Here is a 24,356-nt window from a genome sequence, read left to right as displayed (position 1 = left end):
CTATAAAAGTTACTTTTAATAATAGCAGTTGGTTCATTCAATAATATAAGGAGAGAGCTACTTAAAGCTAATCTTGAGGCTTAATGGTATTCTCTTATTTTTACCTACCTATAATGATAATCATACCTGGAGGAATTTATGAAAAAGGGCAAACTTAGTTTACAAGCTATCATTATTATTTTTGTATGCATTGTAGTTGCGTTATCACTTGGGATAACCGACTTGCTTATAAGTAAAAGTATTACTTCCAGTGTAGAAGAGACACAGAAGGAAAAGGCGCTGAATGTTGCAAGGACAATGGCCGTTTCGCCATTGGTGATTAATGCTCTTGAGGGAAAAGAGAATCAAGCAGATATTCAAGTTTTTGCTAATCAAATAAACGACAAAACGAATGTGAACTTTGTTGTTGTTATGGATATGTCCGGTATTCGGCTGTCACATCCTGAGTCTAACAAGGTGGGGAAGCACTTTTTGGGGGGAGATGAAGGGCCTGTTCTTAAGGGGAAGGAGTATGTTTCCATTTCAAAGGGAACTCTCGGTAAATCTATGAGGGCATTTACGCCAATTAAAGATTCAGAGGGCAAACAAATTGGGGCAGTTGCTGTTGGGATTTCTTTAAAAAGTGTTACAGAAGCTGTTGATAAAGGCCGGATGGGGATTGTGCTTGGGACGTTAATTGGTCTTCTTATTGGAATAATCGGTGCCGTTGTTTTGGCAAGGTATATCAAAAAAACCCTGTTAGGACTTGAGCCGTCTGTTATTGCAAAGCTGCTTGAAGAGCGCAGTTCTATGCTTCAGTCTGTGCGCGAGGGAATTATCGCGATTGACCAGGAAGGAAAAATCACCCTTGTTAACAAGGCAGCGAGTAAGCTTTTTAAAAGGGCAGGTCTTGATGAAGAGCCAATGGGAATGAATATTGAGGATTATTTACCGGAAACAAGGTTAACGCGCATTATCAAATCGGGTGAAACAGAGGTCGATCAAGAACAGAACCTGCAGGGAGTTACGATACTAGTCAACCGGGTGCCCGTCGTTGTGGGAAATCAGGCGGTTGGAGCCATTGCTACCTTCCGAGATAAAACAGAGGTCCAGCATTTAGCTGAACAGCTTACAGGTGTGCGTAATTACGCAGATGCTCTTCGCGCTCAGGCCCATGAATTTATGAATAAGCTGCATGTTATTCTTGGTCTAGTCCGGACTGAACAATACGATACGCTTGCTGATTATGTAAATGAAACGGTTAATCATAGGGAAACGGAAATGAGCTTTGTGACAAAGAAAGTCCAAGATCCTGTGCTTGCTGGATTTCTGATTGGTAAGCTAAGCTTTGCGAGAGAATCAGGAGTTTCTTTTTCATTTGATTGTGCTAATATGCTCCCTAAGCCTGCCAACTCGGAAATCACTCATGAGCTGATAACGATTATTGGAAATCTCTTGGATAATGCAATAGAGGCAATTGCGAACAGTATAAACAAAAAAGTCCATCTTAAACTGGATTATGCAGAGGATATTTTAACAATCGAGGTTAAAGACACAGGGATGGGCATGACAAATTCACTCCAAAATAAAATACTAGATAAAGGCTTTTCTACTAAGGGAAATAATCGCGGATTCGGATTATACCTTTTGGCGCAGGCAATTGAAAGACTGGAAGGGGAACTAATTATTTCATCCAAGCCTGGAAAGGGAACGAGTTTTGCTGCTTATGTATCTTATCAAGAGGAGGATGAAGAAAATTGATTAATGTAATGATTGTAGAAGATGACCCGATGGTAGCGCAAATAAATAAACGATATCTTACCAAAATTGAAGGATTTCGGTTAGCTGCAACAGCCACCTCAGTTGATGAAGCTATACAATTACTTGATAAGGAAGAAATACAGCTTATCCTTTTGGATATTTTTATGCCGGGAAAACTTGGAATAGAGCTGTTAGCACATCTTCGGAAAAATGAGCTGGAAATTGATGTTATTATTATCTCTGCTGCATCCGATCTTGAACGCATTAAGAAGGCATTAAGATATGGGATTGTCGACTATTTAATTAAGCCTTTTGAATTTGACAGGTTTAACACGGCACTTACTACCTATTATGAACAAGCTCGGTTGATTGATAAACAAGATTCGGTAAGTCAACAGGAGCTGGATAGCTTGCTTTTGCACAGAGATGAACATGTCATCGCAGAGGAGCTGCCAAAGGGATTAGCGAAGGATACGTTAAAGCAAGTATGGGATGCTGTTCAGAAATTAAAGGAAGGGCCTTTTTCGACTGATGACATTGTTAATATTGTTGGCATCTCAAGAGTTTCTGCCAGAAAGTACCTTAATTTTCTTAAGGACATAGGAATCCTTGATGTTAAGGTTATCTATGGAGCTGTCGGCAGGCCTGTTTATCAGCATGAATATAATCAATTTAAAGAGCATTTAATAAAAAATTTTTTGTAAGCAGTTATGCAAGCTGCTTACTTTTTTTATTTACAAAAAGAATTATTAAACTTTCTTAAACTATGAAAACGGTTTATAGGGGAATATGATGGACACGTAACAAAGGGGTAATCATTGCAATCGCTTTCTGTGGCGTGCAAGGGAATTTGGATTTTCACATATTAAATGATGACAAGGGGGAATAAATATGCAAATTCCAATTAAGAAAACGCTCGATAAAATTCCAGGTGGGATGATGGTAGTTCCACTTTTTTTAGGGGTATTAACAAACACATTTTTTCCGCAATTTTTAGAGATTGGACATTTTACAACAGCATTATTCAGTAAAGAGGCCTCATCCACTATTTTAGCTTGTTTTATGTTTTTAATTGGCTCACAAATTAACTTCAAACTAGCACCAAAGGCTATTAAAAAAGGTGCAATATTATTATCTGGGAAATTTATAGTAGGTGCAGGGTTAGGTATTTTAATTGCTATGATGTTTGGTCCTGCTGGAATCTTAGGCCTATCACCACTCGCAATTCTTGCAGCATTATTAAATGCTAATGGGGGCCTTTATGCTTCCCTTGCTTCATCTTATGGTGACGAAACAGATGTAGGGGCATACGCATTGTTCTCATTAAAAGATGGTCCATTTTTCACGTTAGTAGCATTAGGTGCTTCTGGTCTTGCTTCTATTCCATTTCAAGCACTTGTAGGGGTATTAATTCCAATATTAATTGGGATGATTTTAGGGAATATCGATCCTGATATGAGAAAGTTTCTTGGAAGCAGTAAGCTATTATTAATCCCATTTTTCTCCTTCCCATTAGGTGCAGGAATGAATCTGAACACAATTATTGAAGCGGGAGGTCCTGGTTTACTACTTGGATTAATAGCTTCATTTACAGGAATAGGCGCTTTCTTGCTTTTGAAATTATTCAAGGAAAATCCTATCGTTGGTTTAGCAACTGGTTCGACTGCAGGCAACGCAGTAGCAACACCGGCAGTTGTTGCGGCAGCAGATCCGACTCTTTCTGCAATAGCTCCAGCTGCAACTGCACAAGTTGCGGCAGCATGTGTGGTCTCAGCAATAGTTTGTCCGATTATTGTCAGTTATGTATATAAAAGGTCCGAAAAGAAAAAGGCTAAAAGGGCCATTGTAAGCGCAGCATAAAAAAGTACATTTATGGATGATAAATATAGACAATATTGGTTAACTAAATTTACTTCAGAAAGAAGGATCTCCGAAAATGAGCGTGCCTGATAATGTAATCATTACAACATTAAAAGGAAAAGAAGTACTATCTAATCCTTTTATAAATAAGGGAACAGCATTTACTAGAGAGGAAAGGGAAGAGCTTGGACTCGACGGTCTTTTGCCGCCCCATGTACTTACACTTGATGAACAGGCAAACAGAGCCTATGAGCAATATTCAATGAGGACTACAAATCTTTTCAAAAACGGTTTGCTTTATGATTTATATAACCGTAATGTCGTCCTTTTTTACAGACTTTTGAAAGACCACTTGGCAGAAATGCTTCCAATTATCTATACACCTACTGTTGGGGAAGCAATTCAGACATACTCTCACAGCTATCATCGTCCAGGTGGTTTATATCTTTCCATTGATCACCTTGAAGGCGTTGAAAAAGGCTTCGCAAATCTAGGGGCAGCCAAAAACGACATTGACTTAATTGTTGTCACTGACTCTGAAAGTATTCTTGGGATTGGAGATCAGGGGGTAGGCGGTATAAATATTGCAATCGGTAAACTTGCTGTTTATACAGCAGCAGCTGGCATTGATCCGAGCCGTGTTTTGCCAATCGTGTTGGATGTCGGTACAAACAATCAGTTATTAATTGATGATCCTATCTATATTGGCAACAAATTCGCTCGTGTTCGTGGTGAGCGTTATGATAAATTTATTGATTTATTTGTTCAGACTGCCAGAAAATTTTTCCCTGATGTGCTTATTCATTGGGAGGATCTTGGCAATGTGAATGCGCGAAATATTTTAGAAAAATACGGGGACAAAATCCTTACTTTTAACGATGATATTCAAGGCACAGGTGCCGTTACGCTTGCGGCTATTATGTCTTCATTAAAAACAACAGGAACATCTTTGAAGGATCAGCGTATTGTTGTTTTTGGACCTGGAGCAGCGGGAATCGGCAACGCAGATCAAATGGTAGATGCTATGGTTCTTGATGGATTGTCTGAAGCCGAGGCTTATGATCTTTTCTGGGCAGTTGACTATCGAGGATTACTGACAGATGAAACACCTGATGTCTTGAAATTCCAAATGCCTTATGTAAGAAAAGGAGAAGAAGTAAAGGACTGGGAAAGGAACGGGGACGGTATTATTCCATTATTGGAAGTAGTAAAAAGAGTAAAGCCAACCATCCTTATCGGTACTTCAGGGCAAGCGGGCGCCTTCACAGAGGAAATAATAAAGGAAATGGCCAAACATGTGGAAAATCCAATCATCATGCCTATGTCAAACCCAACTCATCTTGCAGAGGCAGTACCAGAGAACTTGATTAACTGGACAGAGGGCAAAGCACTAATTGCGACAGGAAGTCCGTTTGACAATGTCGAATATAACGGTGTTTCTTATGAAATAGGACAGTCTAATAACGCATTTGTATTCCCGGGTCTTGGTCTTGGAGCGATTGTTGCCAAAGCCCAAGTAATCTCAAAAGGAATGTTTGCAGCAGCAGCAAACGCTGTTGCTGAGATGTGTGAAACTTCAGAGCCAGGTTCGTCATTACTGCCTCCAATTGAGAAATTACATGATGTATCCATCTATGTTGCCGTTCAAGTAGCAAAGGCTGCACAGGAGGAAGGGATTGCGAGAGCAGACATTCAGGATGTACCACAAGCTGTGGTGGATGCAGTTTGGCAGCCTGAGTATAAGGAAATTAAAAGTGTTGGAATTTGGACGCGGGTTTGAACATTTTAACAAAGCCAACTTTTCAATAATCATTTAATTTAATTGTTAGAGCTTCTCATAATTCTTGTGAGAAGCTTTTTTTTTGTGACTGCAGTGCCGTACACCTTCTATAATAGTTTTCGCAATTGCCATTCTCCCACCCATGCCATTAAGGTATAATAATGGCATGTATCAAAACGGAAATGGAAAGTAAAGAAGGAGGGGTGTACTTGCAAAGCAAAAATAAAACGGTTGTAAAGTCGATGGATATTCTTAATCTTTTTCTTCATCATTCAAAGCTGAGTTTTAATGAAATAGTGCAGTTTTCAGGGATTCCAAAGACATCTGTGCACCGAATGGTATTGTCACTTGAGGAAATGGGGCTGCTGGCTAAGAATGAGGAAGATAGCAAGTATTCGCTTGGTCTTTTGTTTTTACAGTTCGGTCATTTGGTGGCAGAGCGACTTGATATTAGGCAGGTGGCCTTGCCTGTAATGCATCGGCTTCATCAGGAGGTTGGCGAGGCTGTTAATTTGATAGTTCGGGATGGAAGTGAGGCTATCTATATTGAAAAGCTCGATACGAAACAACCTGTAAGGCTGTATACGGCAATAGGGAGAAGGACACCTCTTTATGCGGGAGCCTGTTCGCGAGTCATTCTTGCATTTCTGCCTTACATGGAGCGGGAGCGGTATATTGATGAAACAGAATTAAAGCAGGTAGCGTCTGGGACAATTGTTGATAAAGGAAAGCTGCGTCAAGCGATAGTAGAATCTCGAGAGAATGGTTATTCTGTCAGCTATTCAGAGCTGGAGGATTATACGGCGGCGCTGGCTGCTCCGGTCTTTAACTTTAAAGGGGAAATTGTTGCCGGTATCAGCATTGCTGGCCTTGATGTTAATTATCGAGAGGACAAGCTTGAATCACTTGCTGAAAAAGTTAAGGCAGCAGCGCTAGAGGTATCGCAAAAATTAGGATTCATAAAATAAAAGAAAGGACACGGAGTAATAATCCATGTCCTTTTTGTATGTCTTAAGAGCGGAAAGCTGCAATTTCAATTCCTGACAATTCAAGAGTTTCTTTAATTTGCTGTGCGAAAGCAAGTGCTGCCGCTCCATCGCCGTGTATGCAGACAGTGTTAGCTTTTACAGGTACGTCTACATGTTGTCTTGAAAGAACCTGTCCTTCCTTTATCATGCGAACTACTTGTCCAACTGCTTGTTTTTTGTCATGTATAAGAGCATCTGGCTCTGTTCTTGGTGTTAATGTGCCGTCAGCTTGATAAGTACGATCAGAAAAAACTTCATTTGCTGTTTGTAAGCCGATTTTTTCTCCAGCACGAACTAACTCGCTGCCTGCAAGCCCAAATAAAATCAACTCAGAATCTACTTTGTAGACAGCTTCTGCAATTGCGATTGCAAGTTTGCTGTCCTTAGCTGCCATATTGTACAAGGCACCATGTGGTTTGACGTGCTGCATTCTGGTGCCCTCTGATTTGACAAAGCCAGCTAATGCACCAATTTGATAAATGACCATATCATGTGCTTCCTGTGGCGTAATGTTCATATTTCTACGCCCGAATCCTACTAAATCAGGAAGACCTGGATGTGCCCCAATCTGAACATTATTTTTAAGTGCCAGCTTAACGGTTTTCTGCATTACGGATGGGTCACCTGCATGAAAGCCACAGGCAATGTTTGCAGATGTAACGAAGCGCAGAATATCTTCATCCATTCCTAGCGAATACGCTCCAAAACTTTCTCCTAAATCACAGTTCAAATCAATTTTATACAAAAAATCCCCACCTAACTATTAGCATTCCGAATTAAGGAACTCTTGTTTCAAATATCGTAGCATAAAACAGTATTTATGCATATCATATAAATTTTATAAAATTAAAATTATTCTTTTTAACAGAGTCAACGACTCTTTAGTAGATAACATTAGTTTGAAATAATAAATTATATTGTATTTTTATTCTTACTAGTATAATATAACAGATAAATCTAATAATTCAGAACTAACATTCCGAATAACGGAACTGTCAGAGATGAGAAATTTAATTTTACTAAAACAGTGGATACATAGAAGGGAGTTAATATAGATGATAAAGCTAATCGGAATTCTTGTTGTAGCACTTGGCTTTGCATTTCGCTTTAATACTTTGCTTGTTGTTACGGTAGCAGGCATCACAACTGGCCTTGTGGCTGGATATTCTTTTAATGAAATCATAACGTTATTTGGACTGTTTTTTATTGATAACCGTTATATGTCCTTACCAATAATTCTTACATTGCCGGTCATCGGAATTTTAGAGCGCTACGGATTAAAGGAGCGGGCAGAATCTTTAATCAAAAAGGCGAAAAATGCAACAACAGGACGTGTGCTGTTGACATATTTATTCATCAGGGAAGGCTCTGCAGCAATTGGTCTTAACATTGGAGGACATGCACAAACAGTTCGTCCTCTTGTTGCCCCAATGGCTGAAGGAGCAGCTGCGGCACGTTACGGGGAGCTGCCGGAGAAAACAAAAAATGATATTAAGGCACATTCTGCTGCTGCCGAAAACACAGGTTGGTTTTTCGGTGAGGATATCTTTATCGCGACAGGTGCGATCTTGCTTATGAAGGGCTTCTTTGATTCGGTTGGCATTCATGTAGGTGTCTGGGATATGGCGCTTTGGGGAATTCCTACTGCAATAACTGCTTTAATTGTCAGCTGGTTCCGTTTTAACCGTCTAGATAAACGGATTGCTAGAGAAGCTGGTGGAAGCGGGAATTCAAGCAGCTTACCAAAAAAGAATGATAAAGAAGAGGGGGTTCTGTAATGCATTTAATAACACTTGATACGCTTTATTACTTATTAGGCATTATAGTAGCCTTTGTTGCTATTCGTGTAGCAGTTGATAAAACTCATCCAACTCGTGTTGGCTCTGCTATTTTCTGGGGCATTTTTGCGATAACCTTCTTGTTTGGCAAGCAGATTCCGCCTCTTTACGTTGGCTATCTTGTTTTGATTATGGTAATAGTTGCTTCTATTGGAAAGGTAACAAAGTCCAAGGAAGAGGAACCAGATCCTGTTGAAAGGGAAGGACATGCGGTGAGGCTGAAAAATAAAATTTTCATTCCTGCTATCCTGATTCCATTGTTAACGATTGTTGGCACACTTACACTTGGGAAAATTAAATTTGGTTCTGTACAGCTTGTAAATCCTGAGAATGTTACATTGATAGCTCTTGGTCTTGCTACGATTATTGCTTTTGTAGCAGCACAGCGTATTACGAGAGCAAAGGCAGTTGTTCCTATAAATGAAGGCAGCCGTCTATTACAAGCCGTTGGCTGGGCTGTTATCCTGCCACAGATGCTTGCGGCACTTGGAGGCATTTTCTCAAAGGCTGGAGTTGGAGATGTAGTATCAGGTATTGTAGGGGATCTATTGCCAACAAATTATGCCTTTGTAGCAGTAGCAGCCTATTGTATTGGGATGCTGTTGTTCACAATGATTATGGGTAATGCATTTGCTGCGTTTGCTGTTATAACGGGAGGGATTGGTCTGCCTCTTATTGTTCAACTTCATGGAGGTAACCCTGCAATTATGGCAGCACTCGGCATGTTTGCTGGTTATTGTGGAACGTTAATGACACCAATGGCAGCAAACTTTAACATCGTTCCAACGATGCTATTGAATTTAAAGGACAAAAACGCAGTAATAAAGGCGCAAGTCCCAATTGCTATTCCTGTATTTATAATTAATATGCTGTTAATGTATTTTCTAGTGTATCACTTTTAATTTAAGACTAGCTAAAATGGGGAGGTATTATGCTGTGCAGAAGATTTTACTGACAGGCTTTGATCCGTTTGGAGGAGAAGAAACAAATCCAGCGTTGGAATCTGTGAAGAAGCTCAATGGGGTACATGTTGGTGATTATGTAATCGTATCAAAGGAACTTCCAACAGTGTTTAATGACTCAATTACAAGATTAAAAGAATACGTGAAGGAGCTCGAACCAGCGCTTATCATTTGTGTTGGCCAAGCGGGCGGCCGTCCAGATGTAACGATTGAGCGAATTGCCATTAATGTCAATGACGCAAGGATTGCTGATAATAAAGGTCAGCAGCCAATCGACACAGCTGTTGTTGAGGGTGGTCCGGCAGCTTACTGGTCAACCCTGCCTATTAAAGCGATTGTTAAAGCAATGCGGGAAAATGGCGTGCCTGCTTCTGTTTCTCAAACTGCCGGCACCTTTGTATGTAACCATATTTTCTATGGTTTGATGCACTTGCTCGCGCAAGCAGGAAACAAGATTAGGGGAGGATTTATTCATATCCCATTTCTCCCAAGTCAGGCAGCAGTACATCCTAATCAGCCGAGCATGGCGCTTGAAACGATTGTTAAAGGCCTGCAAACAGCTGTTGAAACAGCGATTGCCAATGAAAAAGACATAAAGGAAGTAGGCGGCCAGACACATTAAGCTATACTAACTTTATGTGTAATGATTAATAGAGTGGCATGAGTGTTTAATGCTCATGTCATTTTCTTTTAGGTATAAGTTTTTCTGAAAAATTCTGACAAGTATAATAGATGTAACTGATATTCTGAAATAAGAAGTTTAGATGGTAGGGGGATTAGATGGGACAAAATATCATTGGTAGTTTAAGACACATAAACATAAAGCCGCTTGGAGATTCAGCGATAATTGTCCAATTCGGTACGGACATTAGTCCAGAGGTGCACTTAAAGGTAAAAGCGTTTTCGGATCAGCTTGATAAAGATCCTTTTTGTGGTTTTGTTGAGTATGTTCCCGCCTTTACAAGTGTAACTGTCTTTTATCACCCATTAACTGTTTACCAAATGTACAAAGGCGAGGGAAGCAATGAAAAGCTGTCACCATATAAAATCGTCCATTCTATCATAGAGAAAAGGCTAGAGAAATTACAAGCACCACAAGCCAGTGAACAAAGGGTAGTTGAAATCCCAGTATGCTATGACGGGGAGCTTGGTCCCGACTTGCAGGCAGTGGCGGATTACCATTATCTGTCACCGGCGGAAGTAATTGAAATCCATTCAAAAGCGGAATATCTCGTTTTTATGATTGGTTTTGCACCTGGTTTTCCTTATTTGGGAGGAATGTCAGAACAGATTGCAACACCTCGTCACACATCACCAAGATTATCAATACCAGCAGGATCTGTCGGCATTGCCGGCATGCAAACAGGGGTATATCCAATTTCGACTCCAGGAGGCTGGCAAATTATTGGACGTACGCCTGTCGATCTCTTTTATCCGGATAGAAATCCTCCAAGCCTTCTCCAATCAGGTGATATTGTCAGATTCAAGCCGATTTCGATTGAAGAATATAACGGGTATAAGGAGTCGTTAGTATGAGTTTACGAGTGGAGCGCCCAGGTCAACTTACAAGTATTCAAGATTTGGGAAGATATGGCTATCAAAAATATGGTGTTATTGTCAGCGGGGCAATGGATTCCATTTCTCTGCGGATTGCAAATCTGCTTGTTGGCAATCAGGAAAAAGAAGCGGTTTTGGAGATGACATTAGTCGGAGCTTCCTTTATTGCAGAACAGGACTTGCTTATTGCTGTTACGGGAGGAGATATGCTAGTAGCTATTGATGAAAAGACTTTGCCATTATGGCGCCCTGTATTTGTTAAGAAGGGGAGCCAGCTTCGTTTCCAATCTTCTCTAACAGGCTGCAGAACTTATTTGGCTGTTGCTGGCGGTTTTGCGGTGGACGAAGTTATGGAGAGTAAAAGCACCTATTTACGTGGAGAAATAGGCGGCTATAAAGGTCGAAGATTACAAACAGGAGATATAATAAACTGTGGCATATTTGTAAGCACTCCAATTCTTGAACAGCTTAGGAATTCTTTATCTGATTCATTTTCTGCTACCAAGTGGCATGTTAATCCAGAAACGTTTATTAATTTGAAGGAAAAGGTAATTCGCGTTATTAAAGGCGGAGAATTTGAGCTTTTTACGAATGAGAGCCAAGAGCACTTTTTTAATGGTGAATTTCAGATCACTCCAAATTCTGACAGAATGGGTTTTCGCCTTCAGGGAGCACCTCTGCAGATGGAAGAGCCAGTGGAGCTTATTTCTGAACCTGTAACAAATGGCACCATTCAGGTTCCGAAGGATGGAAACCCAATTGTTTTGCTTGCGGATCGGCAAACGACAGGAGGCTACCCGAAATTTGCTCAAGTGGTAACAGTCGACCTTCCTCTGCTTGCCCAAAAGAAGCCTGGTGAAAAAATCCGCTTTAAAGAGATTTCCTTAGAAGAGGCAGAACAGCTATATTTAAGACAAGAAAAGCAACTGGAGAAACTAAAGGCAGGACTTCAGCTAAAAGCGCTAAAACCGGCGAGCAGTGCAATAAAGCTATAAGATTACTAAAAATAATAAAAAGGAGCATCAATTCTATGTGGGTAATAACGGTCTACTCTCAGGATAACGAGACAGCACTTTTTGAGTTTAATACGGAAAAAGAGGCACGGGAGGCTTGTAAGCTAATAGTCGGATGCAAAATTCTTACAGAGGTCATTTACTTTAATGATGAAGGCTTTTCTTTAGAAACTGCATGAAGGTAGCAAAATAACTCAGTACCTACCTTTACACTGAAATAGATATAAGTTTCTGTTTCTAGTTAAAATATCCGATCTAATCAATAGTTTATCAAAATGGAAATTTTTGAAACAATGTAAAATGATTGCTGAAATTGATATAATAATCAATAATAAGCTATTGAATTTCGGTTATTGGGGGAGCAGGTTTGATGGGAGAAAATATAAAGCATCTAGGTAATGTACTATTACAACAAAAGCGAGAGATTGCATTGACTGTGCATAAACGCAGATTAGAAGGAGAAAGCCTGAAAACACTTAAAGAGATTCGCCATGTGGAAGAGGAGCTTCTTCTGCTGCGTGCTCATTTTATTTCTCTATTTGGACAAAGCCTGTTAAACCAAGATTTTGAAGGTTCTCTTTCGTTGTTTTCAGATTGGGGAATCAACACTGGTGCGAGTCTCTCTGCACAAGGTGTGCCGTTAGATGAAGCACTGAAGGATGTGGCTTTTTACAGAAGGGCCATATGGGAAGTATTAAAGAAGGAAATGAAGGGAAAAGACTTTTCTATTGATGAGGTTTTTGAAGTAAAGGACATTATTGATCCGTTATTAGATTTTGCTCTATATAATTTTAGCCTTTCCTATGTTGATTCTTATACGAATACGCTCAACAATTCAAGGAGAGCTTTTTTGGAGCTGTCTGTTCCGGTTGTGCCTATTACAAATGATATTGCAATCCTGCCGTTGATTGGTGATATTGATACAGAAAGGGCACAGCTGCTTATGGAAGAAACATTAGTTAAAACAAGGGATATGGGTATTAATCACTTAATTATCGATATTTCCGGCGTAGTTATTATTGATACGATGGTTGCAAATGAATTGTTCAAGCTAATGGATGCATTAGGACTTCTTGGCATTGCAACCATTTTCTCCGGCGTTCGTCCAGAGATAGCTCAAACAATGGTGAATCTTGGTTTGAATACGAAGGATCTTGTTACAAAAGCAAGCTTGAGACAAGCACTTGCACTATTAGAGAGAGAAAATATAAAATAAATGAACAAGCTGGCATATATATGCCAGCTTGTTCATTTATTATTTGAGTGTGTCGATTGTATTTAAGTCATGGTGTAGCGATTCTGCTGGCACCTTATTTTTAGGTATTTGTCCTTTTGCAACAGGCTCCTTCACATATACAAATTCCCCAGAACCATCCTGTGCTGATCCAGTTGCCCATAAGCCGTCAGATGACTCTGTTCCTTCAGAAAGATTCCAGAATTCATAAGCTTCAGGCTGCGATTCCTTCTCCATTTCTGGCGGGAAGCTTGCTGGTACAACGACTCCATTTTTCGCTTCCAGCTCCTCGATCGCTGCAAGCCATTGATATTGGTGATATCTGTCACGAGCTAGCATCTTTCTAAATGTAGCTCTGACACCTTCGTCTTTTGTCATGTGGTATAGTCGCGCAACCTGCAGGCGGCCTTGGCTTTCAGCATGAAGGTTTGATCGCATATCTGCCAAAAGGTTTCCGCTTGCTACGATATAAGAACCATTCCAAGGTACTCCGTTAGAGTTAGTCGGAAGGCCTCCCAAACCACTTACTAGTAAATGCTGTGGATTGACTCCGCCCATAATAGCAGCTATCGTAGGATCTTTAGCTGCTTCTGCCTGATCATCTGGTGATGCGCCATCTAGCAGCTGGCTTATAAGGGAACATAGCATTTCAACATGTCCAATTTCCTCTGTGCCGATATCCATCAGCATATCCTTATATTTTTCATTCCCACGACAATTAAACCCTTGAAAAAGATATTGCATCATAACAGTCATTTCTCCGAATTGTCCACCAAGAACCTCTTGGATTTGGCGTGCCAGCATTGGATCTGGCTTGTCTACCTTTACTTCAAACTGTAATTCCTTTTGATGACGAAACACATATATCTCCTCCTTTTGGTTTAGCAGTTACGCTTATGAAGTACCCCTGCTCGATTTAAAGTAAACAACATGCTAATAATTGGCAAAAAAAAACGAGCCTTATCAAGGCTCATCATTTATCAATGGACTCTACGTGCCCATCGGTTTTATAGGTTTCTTCCGTAGGTTTATTTTCGGTTTTTTCTTTTTCATATTCCTTACGGATTTTTCCGCATGTTATACATTCGCCACTATAATAATAGCTGTATTTATGGTACTTGCGGATAGCGCAAATAACTGATCCAAAAAGCATATGTAACACAACTCCTTTACATATAAATTGTACAATAAAGACAATGAAGCGAAGATTAAATAAAAGTGACACAAAAAGACAGATAGATGACAGAAGTGCACTTTCTTTACTGATAGAAAACAATATGACGATATGTCTTGGAAGTCTGTTAAAAAAGAAACAACGATGTAATATCAACTTTGCTCGGTTCATAAATTTCTTTTCTTGTCTTGGTAAATACTAATAAAAATCCGCAAAAAAGACAGTAAAAGGAGAAGTATAGATGAAAAGACCATTTAATATATTTAAAAACTCCGACATGAGGATACCGCTTATCTATTTGATTATATCTGCATGCTGGGTTTTATTCTCATCTTATATTCTCACCTATTTCACTGGGGATTTGCGTAATTTCGCATCCTATGAAATGTTAAAGGGATGGATATTCATCTGTGTGACGAGTGTTATTCTTTATCTTTTAATAAGAAGAGAGAGAATTCGAAATGAACAATCAAACAGAAGGCGCTTAAATGCAGAATTTAAATTTAGGACATTGGTTGAAGAATCTCTTCTGGGAATTTATATCCTGCATGAAGGAAGATTTGCTTATGTTAATTCTACCTTTCTTGACCTTAGTGGCTACAGCAGCAAAGAACTGCTGCAAATGCATTTTTCTGAACTGATTTTGCCTTTGCAGGAAGGAAATGAAGTAGGATTGTACAATAATAGGGCAGAACTGCAGCTAAAGAAAAAGGATGGGACAATGCTTGACGTTGTAGTTCTGTCCCATAAAGTAAGTGTCATACATAATGACGCACCTGCAATTATGGGTTCCGTTTTAGATAATACAGAAAAGCGTAAATATCAAAGGAAGTTGGAGAGACTGGCGTTCTATGATCCACTTACAAATCTGGCAAATCGCCGGATGCTTTCCCAATCATTTGAGGAGACATTATCAAACGTTAGTGTGGAAAAGGACAAGCTAGCATTGTTATTTATCGACTTGGATCACTTTAAAGGAATCAATGACAGCATTGGTCACGATATGGGGGATAAGGTGCTAAAGGGACTTGCAGAAAGAATTGTCGGGTGTATACCGGAACGAGGACTTGTTTCACGGTATGGCGGAGATGAGTTTACTGTTATGATTCCAGACATTCAATCAGAACAAGAGGCAGAAATTATTGCCAATGATTTAATAACGACATTCAATGAGCCGTTGTATATTGAAAATCAGGAATTCTATATTACATTAAGCATTGGCATTGCCATTTTTCCTGTTCATGGGGAAGAACTGGAGACGCTTGAGAAAAATGCCGATATCGCGATGTACTTTGCAAAGGAAAAGGGACGGAACAATTCACAGCTATTCACAAAAAGTATGAGGATATTTATGGTTGAAAGGCTCCACCTCCAGCATGAGCTAAGAAAGGCGATAGAAAATATCGATAACCATTTCTTCTTAGTATATCAGCCTAAAATTGATGTTGTGGCTAATAAGGTATTAGGTGTAGAGGCATTATTGCGCTGGAAGCATCCTGAGACTGGTTTGATTTCGCCTGCACGCTTTATTCCTATTGCAGAAGAAATGGGAACAATCAATGCACTAAGCAAGTGGGTTATGAATAAAGCGAGCAGGCAGCTGAGAAGCTGGAATGAAAAAGGGATTAAAATGTCAATTTGCATTAATGTTTCCCCATTATTATTTCAGCAAGCCGACTTTGTGGAGAGCACTCTTCAGGCAATAGAGGAGGCAGGAGTTAAATCATGTGATGTTCAATTGGAGATTACAGAAAGTGTTTTGACCAATTATCTAGATGAGGCAATTGATAAGCTCAATCTGCTGAAAAGCAATGGACTGACAATTGCAATTGATGATTTCGGCACAGGCTACTCCTCTTTAAGTGTATTAAGAAAAATGCCAATAGACAGGTTGAAGATTGACCAGTCCTTTATAAGAGATTTACAAAAGGATAAAGAAATTGTTGCATTAATTATTTCAATGGCAAACAAGCTTGGAATGCATGTAACCGCTGAAGGTGTGGAAACACTGGAACAGTGTAAGCAGCTTCAGGATTTACATTGTAGTGAAATGCAAGGCTATTATTTCAGCAAACCGATTACAGCAGAAGAGATGGAAGAATACTTGAAGAGGCCGCCGATTTCGTCCTCTATTTAAGGCTCTTATTAGAGAGTCTTTTTGTTTGTTATATTGCAAGCTAAAGAAGGAAAATAGGCTTTTTTAAACGAATGGTATGGAAAAAGGGGAACCTTTTTAATTTTGACACGTAAATAGACAGGTTTGAAAATTCCAAATAATAGCGAACTCATGTAAAATAAAAATTAATACTATGAACAAAATGGGCAATTAGATATAAGGAGGAATAGTAATGGGCGTAATGCTTAGCAAGGGCCAGAAGGTGGACTTAACGAAGTCCCATCCTGGTTTAAGCACGGTAACGGTTGGGTTAGGCTGGGATATCAATCAAATGGGAGCTGATTATGATTTAGATGCTTCTGCCTTTTTGCTTGGAGGCAACAGCAAGGTTCTTAGTGATCAGGATTTTATTTTTTATAATAACCCGAATGGAGCGGGCGGTTCTGTCATATACAGCGGTGACAACAGGACAGGCATTGGTCATCAAGATGACGAACAAATAAGAATAGATCTGAATAGAGTACCTCCTTCCATACAGCGAGTTGCCTTCACGATTACCATACATAATGCTTATGAAAAAGGGCAGAATTTTGGACATATTTCGAATGCATATGTAAGGATTGTAAATGAAGGCAATCAAACAGAGCTAATTCGTTTTAATCTTGGCCGGGAGTACACAGTAGAGACGGCAATCGTTGCTGCTGAATTATATCGCCATAACGGTGAGTGGAAGTTTAATGCAATCGGAAGCGGCTTTCAAGGCGGGCTTGCTGCCTTGTGCAGGAATTTCGGAGTTACGGTCGATGATGAGCCAGCACCACAAAATTCCTTTAATGCCCAGCCACAAAGCTTTGCTCCGCCTGCTCAAAATCAACCATATTACGATAACACGAACACCTACTCAAGCTCATTTCCAGCTAGCGGGGCAGGCTCTTTCGCTCCCTCCAGTCCGCCGCCAGCGCCAGCTTATGGACAAGCACCTGTTGGAGGTTATCAGCAGCAAGGGTACGGTCATAGCCAGCCACCAGCAGGAGCTTATGGTGATGATAATATCATCTGCCCTAGATGCAGCAGCACAAATGTGAGAACAGGTGAAAAGGGCTTTGGGTTGGGTAAAGCGGCAATTGGCGGCTTAATACTTGGTCCAATTGGTTTGCTGGGAGGATTTATCGGCAAAAACCAGCTGAAGTTCACTTGCAATAGCTGTGGAAACAATTGGTCACCATCCAATACAGACTATGCAGAGTGGGGCAGGCAGCAAAAACAGCGGGCAAAGGAGCTATTCATGCGCTTTAAAAGTCCTGATGTTCTTGATGCAGTTGTTGCGTCCTGTGCCCTTGTCAGCATGGCAGACGGCAGGCTCGATCCTGCTGAAGAGCGGAAGATGATGGGATTTATCCATCAAAGTGAGGAACTGCGGGTATTTGATATAAACAAGGTTCAGCAGCAATTCAATCATTTTGTAAGAAGAATAGAATATGATCAAATAGTCGGCAGAGCAGAAGCCTTCAGAGCATTAGGAAAGGTTCGTTCAAAGCCCGAGGTTGCTAGACTTGTGGCAAGATACTGTATTTCCATCGGTTATGCAGATGGGCACTTCGACCAAAGGGAAAAACAAACGGTTGCAGAGATTTGTCAGGAGCTTGGCCTTAATCCAAACGAGTTCTTATCCTAAGGCATAGATAAAAGTATTTAATGATTGGACGGCCATTTGAGAAGTCGTGGCTGTCCTTTCTGTCATTTATAAGCTATTTCGGTTGCATGGAACTTTTTTATAGGAGGAGAAGCATGACGATTACAAGAGAAACTAATAGCAAGGTAAACAGCATCATTGAAAATATAGAAAAGGTAATGATTGGTAAGCGAGATGTTGCGGAGCTAAGCTTAATCGCCTTGTTAGCACAAGGACATGTTTTGCTTGAGGATGTTCCCGGAGTAGGAAAAACAATGATGGTTCGTTCCTTAGCAAAATCAGTCGGGGCAAACTTCCGCAGAATTCAATTTACCCCCGATTTACTTCCATCTGATGTGACAGGTGTATCTATTTACAATCCGAAAGAAATGGAGTTTCAGTTTCTGCCTGGACCGATTTTAGGAAATATCATTCTGGCAGATGAAATTAACAGAACCTCACCAAAAACCCAATCCGCTTTATTAGAGGCTATGGAAGAAAGCAGTGTGACAATTGATGGTGTTACACATCAACTGCAAAAGCCGTTCTTTGTTATGGCCACCCAAAATCCAATCGAATACGAAGGAACATACCCTCTTCCAGAAGCTCAATTAGACCGTTTTCTTCTTAAAATGAAAATGGGCTACCCAACACATGAGGAAGAGATGGATGTACTTACTAGAGTGCAAACATCAGCTCCGATTGAAGAGCTTAACAGTGTTGTTACATTAGAAGAGCTTATTATGCTCCAAGCTGAAGTGAAAAAGATATACGTTGATGCCACGATAAAAAAATATATTGTGGACCTTGCAGCTGAAACTAGAACACATCCAAATGTGTATTTAGGTGCCAGCCCCCGTGGTTCCATTGCTTTAATGAGGGCGGTTCAAAGCTATGCATTTGTTCAAGGCAGGGATTATGTTATTCCTGATGATGTCCAATACCTTGTTAAAGCAGTCTTTTCCCATAGAATTATCTTGAAATCAGAAGCTAAATTCGATGGAATTACAGCAGAGGATATTATGGATGAGATTATGGATACAGTACAAGTCCCGGTTAGAAGGCTCGGTTCTTGATGAAAACATTGTTAAGAAGAGTGCTTAGTATTTGGAAGCTTCTCGTCTTGTTTTTATTAGCAGGAGCTGCATTTGCTTATGCTATGTTTCAAGGAGGATTTGTCAGCTGGTTTTTATTTTACAGCTTTATGCCTTTTGCCATATATGGAGCGCTGCTTGCCATGTATCCGTTAAAGGAATGGAAGGCAGTAAGGAAAATTGCGAAGCATGAATACAATGCAATGGAATCAATGACAGTCGAGCTAGAGCTGACAAGAAAATCGGTGTTTCCACTGTTCTACCTGTTAGTAGAAGATAAATTCAGTTTTGCATTGAAGGAGAAGGCTTCCGGAAAAGTATTGATTTTCCCAGGGTTCAAAAAGCGGATTGTCTTTACTTATCAAGTGGATGCTCTTCCGAGAGGTGAGCATTTGTTTACTGAGGTATCTGTTAAAACAGGAGATCCACTCGGATTGATGGAAAAGGAAGCTGCCATTGCTTTCCCTAGTCGGATTATTGTTTATCCAGTTTACGAGGAGCTTTCTTATAAGCCTTTCTCAACTCATTATGACCAAGGAGCAACGGTTTCAAAGGAACGAGTTCAACGGGATACAACAATGGCAGTTGGAATTCGAGAATACCAGACTGGTGACAGGTTTTCTTGGATTAATTGGAAGGCAAGTGCCAAAAGAGATTCATTCATGACAAAGGAGTTTGAACAAAAACAATCCCATGACATTCTAGTAGTGCTTGATTGTGAGAAGAGTAATGGATTTGAGACACTTGTATCCTTTACTGCCTCTTTAATTAGAGGAATTATCCGCAAAGGTGCCCAAGTAGGTTTACTGACGGTAGAAAAGGAGCGGACAGCTTTTCCTATAAGAGGAGGGGAAGGTCAGCGAAGCCTTCTGTTTCATCATTTAGCAAAGTGTGAGGATGAGTCCCCGCTTACTTTGGCGAACGTGCTCGATAATGAAATGTCCACACTGCAGCAGCAGGCTACGCTATTGATTACTACAACGAACTTAACGAAGCAGCTCATTGAAAAGACAAGCTATCTTGCAAATAAACGTCATCAAGTTGTTGTATTTCTCGTCAAGGATGCAAACGAGAGCATGACACAGCAGGAAAGAAGCTTAAAAGCTGGAGCATCATCAAGGGGAATTATCGTTATTCCAGTATCAAAAGGGAGATTCAAAGAGGCATTTTCGGAGGTGGCAACTAGTTGAGTTCAATTAGATTACATACAGCAATATCAAATTTAATGCTGTATGTTCTAGGTTTTTTTCTAATATGGGAATGGCTCCGACCGATGGAGCAATTAACAAATACAGGGAATATCCTCGTGTTTATCATATTTTTGATTCTCTCACTTGCTATGGCCTACTTACGCTTTGCTCCCATTTTGAGTGGGTTAATCAAACTAGTATATATAATTTTTATTTTACAATCTTTATACTATGAAACTTCCTTTTTAACGTTTAGCTGGATTGGGCCTTTTATGGCAGAAATGATAGATAATATCGCCATATTATTTGATACGAATTGGCCTGATTTGACTAATATGTTTAAGAGTCTACTCTTTTTTATATTGCTGTGGTTAATGTCTTACTTAATAGACTACTGGCTAATAAAGCGGAGAAGAATTTTCACCTTCTTCTTACTGACGATGGTTTATATAACCGTCCTTGATACATTTACTCCCTATAATGCATATGCAGCAATTATAAGGACTACGATTATAGGGTTTACAGCAATGGGGATGCTGACATTCTACCGAATGCGAGACAAGGAGAATATCACGGGCAGCAAATTTCTGGCATTAAAGTGGATTGCGCCACTATTATTGTTCGTTTTTGCCAGTGCGGCAATTGCATTTGCTGCACCGAAAGCAGACCCTTTATGGCCAGACCCTGTCCCATTCATCCAAACAATAGGTGACAAAGGCGGAGGGGAAGGAACCGGCACTGGACCACATCGAGTTGGTTATGGTGTTGATGATTCAAGACTTGGAGGAGATTTTGAGCCTGACGATACAGTCGTGTTTCAAACAGAGGTACAATCTCCTCATTATTGGAAAGTAGAGACAAAGGATAGTTATACAGGCAAGGGCTGGGTCCAATCAGAAGAAGCAATTCAAATGAATGGGCAAGACTTTCAAAGAATTGAAGGGGCAGGAGATATTCCGTTTGTCGCATTTGAAAGTGGAAACAGTGTGACAACAGAAGAAAAGGAAAGTAAGGTTCAATTTGTAGAGCCATTCGATTATTTGCTGTATCCAATAGGAGCAAAAGAAGCAATAGCAACATTTGATGCAATGATGATAGTCGAAACTGGCAATGAACGGATTTCATTCGATTATCCAGTTAATTCTTATTCAGTTAAGTATGAAGAGCCTGAGTATAGCTTAGATGCATTGACAAATGCTGATATGGAAGGATATTTACGGGGAAATCAAGAGTTTGCAGCAAGATATACGCAGCTGCCAGAAAATCTTCCACAGAGGGTAATTGATTTAGCAAATGAAATTACACAGGATGAAAATAATGTTTTTGCTAAAGCAAGAGCGATTGAGAATTATTTTTCTGCAAACGGCTTTGTCTATAGCCAAAGCGATGTTGCAGTACCAGCGGATGATGAGGATTATGTAGACCAATTTCTATTTGAAACAAAAATAGGTTATTGCGATAACTATTCAACATCTATGGTTGTTATGCTCCGTGCTCTCGATATACCTGCAAGATGGGTAAAAGGGTTCACAGAAGGAGAGCTTATCCAACAGGAGAACAATATAAGTGAATATGATGTAACAAATAATAATGCCCATTCCTGGGTAGAGGCATATTTCCCTGGAACTGGCTGGGTAACCTTCGAACCAACACAAGGATTTTCAAACGAAAACACGTATGTGAATGATGTCAGAAACGAAGCCGACACAGATACCGAGGAAACAGAGCAACCACAGCAGGAGGAACAGGAGCAAAGCGAAGCGGAACAAACTCCTGAAGAGGAAACAACCGCATCAGACCAGTCCGAGCAATTCTCCTTCACAAAGTGGTGGAGTGCATTGAAAGCATTTGCTGCAGATAATTGGCAATGGATAGCTGGCTACGCTGCCTTACTGTTAGTGATAAGCTGGTTGCTGTTCTGGAAAAGACATAAGTGGCTTCCATATTACTATCTATGGAAATTCAAAAGAGGGAAAAACGGCACTGATTTTGAAAAAGCCTATTTAACATTACTCAAGTTGCTAAAGCTCTCAGGCTGGGGCAAACAAGAGAACATGACATTAAGAGAATATGCCAAATACATTGACCATGTGTTGGACTCAAGTGATATGGCTGTACTGACTGCTAAATACGAAGAACTGCTGTATAAAGGCAAGCGTCAGGATATGGACTGGAGTGACTTAAAAGCATCATGGGAAAGGCTGATTAAAAAGACAGCAGCCTAACGAAAAAAGGAAGGGAACACATCGTAATGGATGGTGTTCCCTTCCTTCTTTAATAGACTTCATTCAGCTAATTTTGGATTGACCGCAAAACTATTGTCGGTTGGAGTTAAAGACTCCTTGGAAAATAATCTGCTTAACCTTTTGCCATCCTTTATAGGGAATTCCGTGTAATCCTGAGAATGATTTAAGGATGTTTTTAAAATTCTCATTTTTGTGCCATCCTTATCAAAGGAATTCCCCCATGTCGTATCATTCACAACCATATGAATATCATTATTTTTCAAAAAACGCGCAGAGTAATATAATTCTTCTGTTACATCCACATTGTAAGATTGGATTAAGTCTGTCTTAAAGGTTTTTAGATTGGTTCTTTTTAATTCGGCACGGTCATTAAACCAGTATAATTCATCGTTCTTTAAAGCATTTTGGTGTGTGTAAAAAGATCTGAAACTTAGGTTTGTTGATGCACCTATGCTTCTAACTTCTAATGCTCCATTTTCCTTATTCCACATCATTAAGTTTGTTTGAAGTTTATCGTCTATATATTCAGCTTCACCAACTATATAAACAATATTATCTTTTAAAACAACCTGTTGGGATATATCTACAGGTCCCATTGTTACATCTGGTAAAAGATTTGAGGAGAGTACTTCAGGAATTAATTCTTTGTCTGTAAATTTCACAAGTCCCATTCTATCTAGCTTGTTTATACCGTTTGTTAACTCGAAAGGACCGGAGGCACCATATAGTTGATGGCCTATTGTAAACATATAATTATATTGGCCCTCCACAATTTTCTCCGTGCTTTTCTCTTTATCTTGATACTTAATGCGGGTTTGATATCCACCCATTTCATCGAATCCAATATCAAACCATGACCAAACAGCTTCATTATCGTCAACAGAGGAACCATATTGGCCAGTTCCTTCTTTCAAATCGGACGTTTTATTCGTTTTCGAAATAGAGCCAGCATTATCAACAAAATACTCGTACACATGGTCAGAAAAATATAAGCCATCCTTTGTCCAATTAATATTGGCACGATCGAGATTATAAGTATGATAAGCGTCCCAATTTCCTTGGCTGTCAATTAATAACAAAACGTTTCTGTCTGTTTTCATCTGTTCTTCATTCCACATATCTGCCGAGAAAATCATCGCATAATCCTTGCCAGACAAATCCATTTTCTCTAATTCAAAGATATCAGGAATGTTGCGATTTTCTAAAAAGGAACAAGCTGTTGAGGATAGGGATATTGATAGGACTATTCCGACAATAAAAGTGAACTTTATAAAAGTTTTCATTGACTCTAAAGTTTCTTGTAAGTCACAGTTTTGGAGGAATCTCTAATATCAGCAGGGTAGACACCAAGCCCGCCATTTTTATCTAGGTCAATATTTACTAGAATAGTTTTCTTGTTAAACATTGCTAATCATCTCCTTATAAAATTTTATTACACTATTAATCCTATAGTATGGAAAACGCTTACACAATAGAGTTTACAGAATTGTCTATATTCTCATTTATACTAGTGAAATTGTAAATATGATGATTAAGTTACCATCTCAAGGCGATTTCCAAATGGAGGAAAAGTATATAAAAGGTGGCTATAGCATTAGGGATAGAGCGGTTTAATGAATTGTGTGAAAATTTAATCAAAACAACAACATCTTGACCAGCAATTCGACATGTTGTTACAATGTTCTAAACTAATAAATTTCCTTCATATATCCTCGATGATATGGTTCGAGAGTCTCTACCGGGTCACCCTAAAGGATCCGACTATGAAGGCAGATGGGTCTTATTTTTATATGGTGTGTGTAAAAACCATTGTAATAGTTAAAGACTAGAATTCTGCCTTCGTTTTTATTTG

General features: G+C 39.7%; 20 protein-coding genes and 1 riboswitch. Of the genes, 17 read left to right on the top strand and 3 right to left on the bottom strand.

What is annotated here, in order from left to right; translation table 11 throughout:
- The first annotated feature begins 138 nt into the window (after positions 1 to 138).
- The 5 genes from dcuS to NQZ71_RS00495 all read left to right on the top strand — a co-directional run bounded on the left by dcuS (position 139) and on the right by NQZ71_RS00495 (position 6,348).
- The gene (gene dcuS, locus NQZ71_RS00515; protein ID WP_144458413.1) at positions 139 to 1,740 is read left to right on the top strand and encodes a DcuS/MalK family sensor histidine kinase; all 1,602 of its coding nucleotides are present in this window, start codon (positions 139 to 141) and stop codon (positions 1,738 to 1,740) included.
- Positions 1,737 to 2,444, top strand: a complete 708-nt coding sequence (locus NQZ71_RS00510; protein WP_144458414.1) for a response regulator — start codon at positions 1,737 to 1,739, stop codon at positions 2,442 to 2,444. Before dcuS ends, NQZ71_RS00510 begins: the two co-directional genes overlap by 4 nt.
- Before the next feature lie 187 nt (positions 2,445 to 2,631).
- Positions 2,632 to 3,600, top strand: coding sequence for a 2-keto-3-deoxygluconate permease (locus NQZ71_RS00505; protein WP_144458415.1), 969 nt, complete (start codon positions 2,632 to 2,634; stop codon positions 3,598 to 3,600).
- Positions 3,601 to 3,676: 76 nt separating this feature from the next.
- Complete coding sequence (locus NQZ71_RS00500; RefSeq protein ID WP_317011180.1) at positions 3,677 to 5,380, top strand: NAD-dependent malic enzyme; 1,704 nt, start codon at positions 3,677 to 3,679, stop codon at positions 5,378 to 5,380.
- 209 nt (positions 5,381 to 5,589) lie between these two features.
- Positions 5,590 to 6,348, top strand: coding sequence for an IclR family transcriptional regulator (locus tag NQZ71_RS00495; protein WP_144458417.1), 759 nt, complete (start codon positions 5,590 to 5,592; stop codon positions 6,346 to 6,348).
- A 43-nt stretch (positions 6,349 to 6,391) separates the two neighbouring features.
- Here the strand turns inward: NQZ71_RS00495 and NQZ71_RS00490 are convergent, their stop codons facing one another.
- Positions 6,392 to 7,153 carry a LamB/YcsF family protein gene (locus NQZ71_RS00490; RefSeq protein WP_317011179.1) on the bottom strand — a complete coding sequence of 254 codons (762 nt, stop codon included), beginning with the start codon at positions 7,151 to 7,153 and terminating at the stop codon, positions 6,392 to 6,394.
- Between the two features lie 310 nt (positions 7,154 to 7,463).
- Between NQZ71_RS00490 and NQZ71_RS00485 the strand changes: the two genes are divergently transcribed.
- The 7 genes from NQZ71_RS00485 (at position 7,464) to NQZ71_RS00455 (ending at position 12,994) form a co-directional block, all read left to right on the top strand.
- On the top strand, positions 7,464 to 8,186 hold the full coding sequence (locus NQZ71_RS00485) for a DUF969 domain-containing protein (RefSeq protein WP_317011178.1): 723 nt from the start codon (positions 7,464 to 7,466) through the stop codon (positions 8,184 to 8,186).
- Positions 8,186 to 9,148: a DUF979 domain-containing protein gene (locus NQZ71_RS00480; protein ID WP_144458419.1), complete on the top strand. Its 963-nt coding sequence runs from the start codon at positions 8,186 to 8,188 to the stop codon at positions 9,146 to 9,148. The genes NQZ71_RS00485 and NQZ71_RS00480 overlap by 1 nt, the downstream gene beginning before the upstream one ends.
- A gap of 34 nt (positions 9,149 to 9,182) precedes the next feature.
- A complete protein-coding gene (pcp, locus tag NQZ71_RS00475; RefSeq protein WP_144458420.1) occupies positions 9,183 to 9,830 on the top strand; it encodes a pyroglutamyl-peptidase I in 648 nt (215 codons plus the stop codon).
- 158 nt (positions 9,831 to 9,988) lie between these two features.
- Positions 9,989 to 10,744 (top strand): 5-oxoprolinase subunit PxpB, encoded by a 756-nt coding sequence (gene pxpB, locus NQZ71_RS00470; protein ID WP_260055518.1) that lies wholly within the window; start codon positions 9,989 to 9,991, stop codon positions 10,742 to 10,744.
- Positions 10,741 to 11,760 carry a 5-oxoprolinase subunit C family protein gene (locus NQZ71_RS00465; protein WP_317011177.1) on the top strand — a complete coding sequence of 340 codons (1,020 nt, stop codon included), beginning with the start codon at positions 10,741 to 10,743 and terminating at the stop codon, positions 11,758 to 11,760. The genes pxpB and NQZ71_RS00465 overlap by 4 nt, the downstream gene beginning before the upstream one ends.
- Positions 11,761 to 11,795: 35 nt before the next feature.
- Complete coding sequence (locus NQZ71_RS00460; RefSeq protein WP_186304187.1) at positions 11,796 to 11,957, top strand: hypothetical protein; 162 nt, start codon at positions 11,796 to 11,798, stop codon at positions 11,955 to 11,957.
- Between the two features lie 191 nt (positions 11,958 to 12,148).
- Positions 12,149 to 12,994 carry an STAS domain-containing protein gene (locus NQZ71_RS00455; RefSeq protein WP_317011176.1) on the top strand — a complete coding sequence of 282 codons (846 nt, stop codon included), beginning with the start codon at positions 12,149 to 12,151 and terminating at the stop codon, positions 12,992 to 12,994.
- A gap of 39 nt (positions 12,995 to 13,033) precedes the next feature.
- On the opposite strand, the gene NQZ71_RS00450 is transcribed toward NQZ71_RS00455, so the two are convergent.
- Positions 13,034 to 13,873: a manganese catalase gene (locus NQZ71_RS00450; RefSeq protein WP_144458424.1), complete on the bottom strand. Its 840-nt coding sequence runs from the start codon at positions 13,871 to 13,873 to the stop codon at positions 13,034 to 13,036.
- Between the two features lie 554 nt (positions 13,874 to 14,427).
- Here NQZ71_RS00450 and NQZ71_RS00445 point away from each other — a divergent pair.
- The 5 genes from NQZ71_RS00445 to NQZ71_RS00425 all read left to right on the top strand — a co-directional run bounded on the left by NQZ71_RS00445 (position 14,428) and on the right by NQZ71_RS00425 (position 22,483).
- Positions 14,428 to 16,323, top strand: a complete 1,896-nt coding sequence (locus NQZ71_RS00445; RefSeq protein ID WP_260055516.1) for a putative bifunctional diguanylate cyclase/phosphodiesterase — start codon at positions 14,428 to 14,430, stop codon at positions 16,321 to 16,323.
- Between the two features lie 211 nt (positions 16,324 to 16,534).
- The gene (locus NQZ71_RS00440; RefSeq protein WP_317011175.1) at positions 16,535 to 17,977 is read left to right on the top strand and encodes a TerD family protein; all 1,443 of its coding nucleotides are present in this window, start codon (positions 16,535 to 16,537) and stop codon (positions 17,975 to 17,977) included.
- 113 nt (positions 17,978 to 18,090) lie between these two features.
- Entirely contained in the window at positions 18,091 to 19,050 is a 960-nt protein-coding gene (locus NQZ71_RS00435) for an AAA family ATPase (RefSeq protein WP_317011174.1), read from the top strand.
- Positions 19,050 to 20,258, top strand: a complete 1,209-nt coding sequence (locus NQZ71_RS00430; protein ID WP_144458439.1) for a DUF58 domain-containing protein — start codon at positions 19,050 to 19,052, stop codon at positions 20,256 to 20,258. Before NQZ71_RS00435 ends, NQZ71_RS00430 begins: the two co-directional genes overlap by 1 nt.
- Entirely contained in the window at positions 20,255 to 22,483 is a 2,229-nt protein-coding gene (locus tag NQZ71_RS00425; protein ID WP_317011173.1) for a transglutaminase domain-containing protein, read from the top strand. The genes NQZ71_RS00430 and NQZ71_RS00425 overlap by 4 nt, the downstream gene beginning before the upstream one ends.
- 59 nt (positions 22,484 to 22,542) lie before the next feature.
- On the opposite strand, the gene NQZ71_RS00420 is transcribed toward NQZ71_RS00425, so the two are convergent.
- A complete protein-coding gene (locus NQZ71_RS00420; protein ID WP_317011172.1) occupies positions 22,543 to 23,787 on the bottom strand; it encodes a hypothetical protein in 1,245 nt (414 codons plus the stop codon).
- A gap of 399 nt (positions 23,788 to 24,186) precedes the next feature.
- Positions 24,187 to 24,288, top strand: a riboswitch (purine riboswitch).
- Positions 24,289 to 24,356 lie beyond the last annotated feature (68 nt).

The sequence above is a fragment of the Niallia taxi genome, assembly GCF_032818155.1.
Classification (GTDB): Bacteria; Bacillota; Bacilli; order Bacillales; family Cytobacillaceae; genus Niallia; species Niallia taxi_A.
The sequence above is the reverse complement of the archived record's forward strand: the minus strand, read 5'-3'. Positions and strand labels throughout refer to the sequence as shown.

Bases quoted from the DNA above. Each gene is read 5' to 3' on its own strand.
- dcuS (WP_144458413.1), top strand. From the start codon at position 139: ATGAAAAAGGGCAAACTTAGTTTACAAGCTATCATTATTATTTTTGTA.
- NQZ71_RS00505 (WP_144458415.1), top strand. From the start codon at position 2,632: ATGCAAATTCCAATTAAGAAAACGCTCGATAAAATTCCAGGTGGGATG.
- NQZ71_RS00500 (WP_317011180.1), top strand. From the start codon at position 3,677: ATGAGCGTGCCTGATAATGTAATCATTACAACATTAAAAGGAAAAGAA.
- NQZ71_RS00485 (WP_317011178.1), top strand. From the start codon at position 7,464: ATGATAAAGCTAATCGGAATTCTTGTTGTAGCACTTGGCTTTGCATTT.
- NQZ71_RS00480 (WP_144458419.1), top strand. From the start codon at position 8,186: ATGCATTTAATAACACTTGATACGCTTTATTACTTATTAGGCATTATA.
- pxpB (WP_260055518.1), top strand. From the start codon at position 9,989: ATGGGACAAAATATCATTGGTAGTTTAAGACACATAAACATAAAGCCG.
- NQZ71_RS00465 (WP_317011177.1), top strand. From the start codon at position 10,741: ATGAGTTTACGAGTGGAGCGCCCAGGTCAACTTACAAGTATTCAAGAT.
- NQZ71_RS00460 (WP_186304187.1), top strand. From the start codon at position 11,796: ATGTGGGTAATAACGGTCTACTCTCAGGATAACGAGACAGCACTTTTT.
- NQZ71_RS00455 (WP_317011176.1), top strand. From the start codon at position 12,149: ATGGGAGAAAATATAAAGCATCTAGGTAATGTACTATTACAACAAAAG.
- NQZ71_RS00445 (WP_260055516.1), top strand. From the start codon at position 14,428: ATGAAAAGACCATTTAATATATTTAAAAACTCCGACATGAGGATACCG.
- NQZ71_RS00440 (WP_317011175.1), top strand. From the start codon at position 16,535: ATGGGCGTAATGCTTAGCAAGGGCCAGAAGGTGGACTTAACGAAGTCC.
- NQZ71_RS00435 (WP_317011174.1), top strand. From the start codon at position 18,091: ATGACGATTACAAGAGAAACTAATAGCAAGGTAAACAGCATCATTGAA.
- NQZ71_RS00430 (WP_144458439.1), top strand. From the start codon at position 19,050: ATGAAAACATTGTTAAGAAGAGTGCTTAGTATTTGGAAGCTTCTCGTC.
- NQZ71_RS00420 (WP_317011172.1), bottom strand. From the start codon at position 23,787: ATGAAAACTTTTATAAAGTTCACTTTTATTGTCGGAATAGTCCTATCA.